The sequence below is a fragment of the Lactobacillus nasalidis genome (genome assembly GCF_016587775.1).
In the GTDB taxonomy this organism is placed as follows: Bacteria; Bacillota; Bacilli; order Lactobacillales; family Lactobacillaceae; genus Lactobacillus; species Lactobacillus nasalidis.
In genome coordinates, this window is record NZ_BOCG01000131.1 from 1 (window position 1) to 1,090 (window position 1,090).

The window sequence follows — 1,090 nt, forward strand, 5'->3', positions numbered from 1 at the left end:
GTAAATGTTTCCCAAAGCCGCCAGGAGCCCGATTCCGGCCACCAGGAGCATCCTGCCCCCGGTCTGCCAGATGTAGGGCAAGTTTTTGCCAATGACCCCCTTGTCGACCAAGTCGGCCGTGACCGTCGGCAGGTACAAATCACATGCAACTTGTATCAATAAAAAGAAACTTGCTAGGCATGTCGCCCAGCAAGTCAAAGTTTTTTTAGCAATTTTAAGCATGGCCGCCCCCCTCAGCCTTGGCGTTCTTCTCCATGCGCTGCTCCAGAAGCAGAGCCTGTTTGTCCAGTTTGGTCAAAATTCTCAGGTAGCCCGCCTTTTCTTCTTCACTCAGCGGGCTCATCAATTCGCCGACAAAGCCCAGCCAGTGCGTGTGGTTGCGCTCATTTTGCTCGCGGCCTTTTTCAGTCAGATACAAGCGGAAAACGCGGTGGTCGCTGTTGTCGCGCCGGCGTTCTATCAAGCCGTGCTTCTCCAGCCGGTCCACCACTTCGCTGATCGATGACGGCCGCACCCGCGCGAACCGGGCCAGTTCGGCCTGCTTCATGCCCTCGTTTTTGCTGAGCAGGGCCAGGGTGCGGTTTTGTCCCCGGATGCCGCCATGCAGTTTTTCATACCGCATCCCCATCTGGGTGAGCTGTCTCTGCAAGCGCATGCTCCGGTGAAATAGTTCTTCATTAATCTCTTCTGCCATACTGATCTTCCTTTCTGCTAAAAAAACTGTAAGTAGTCAATGTTAGGTACCTAACTATTTAGTATACCTGGATCAAGTCAAATGTAAAGACATTAGCCAAAGAGCTTGTTTAAGACCTGCATGACGCCTTCTTCATTGTTGCTTGGCGCGATATGGTCGGCAATCTTTTTCAGATCCGGATGGCCGTTGACCATGGCATAGCTGACCCCGGCTGCCTGCAGCATCGTCAGGTCATTCAAGTAGTCGCCAAAGGCCAGAATCTCGCCGCGCTTGATGCCCTTCAAGTCGGCAATCTTTTTCACGGCTGCCCCCTTGTTGGCATCCTTGTTGACAATGTCGATCCATTCCGGACCGGCCAAAACAGCACTCAAGTTGCCCGGCATTTCCGGCAGCTGC

At 53.3% G+C, this 1,090-nt stretch carries 2 protein-coding genes; both read right to left on the reverse strand.

From position 1 onward, the window contains the following. Positions 1 to 214: 214 nt before the first annotated feature. Entirely contained in the window at positions 215 to 694 is a 480-nt protein-coding gene (locus lacNas_RS02245) for a MarR family winged helix-turn-helix transcriptional regulator (RefSeq protein ID WP_201331474.1), read from the reverse strand. A 92-nt stretch (positions 695 to 786) separates the two neighbouring features. After that, positions 787 to 1,090 (reverse strand): HAD family hydrolase (locus tag lacNas_RS02250; RefSeq protein ID WP_201331475.1); only part of this gene is annotated, 304 nt, incomplete at its 5' end.

Coding starts and splice junctions, on each gene's coding strand:
- lacNas_RS02245 (WP_201331474.1), bottom strand. CDS start 694: ATGGCAGAAGAGATTAATGAAGAACTATTTCACCGGAGCATGCGCTTG.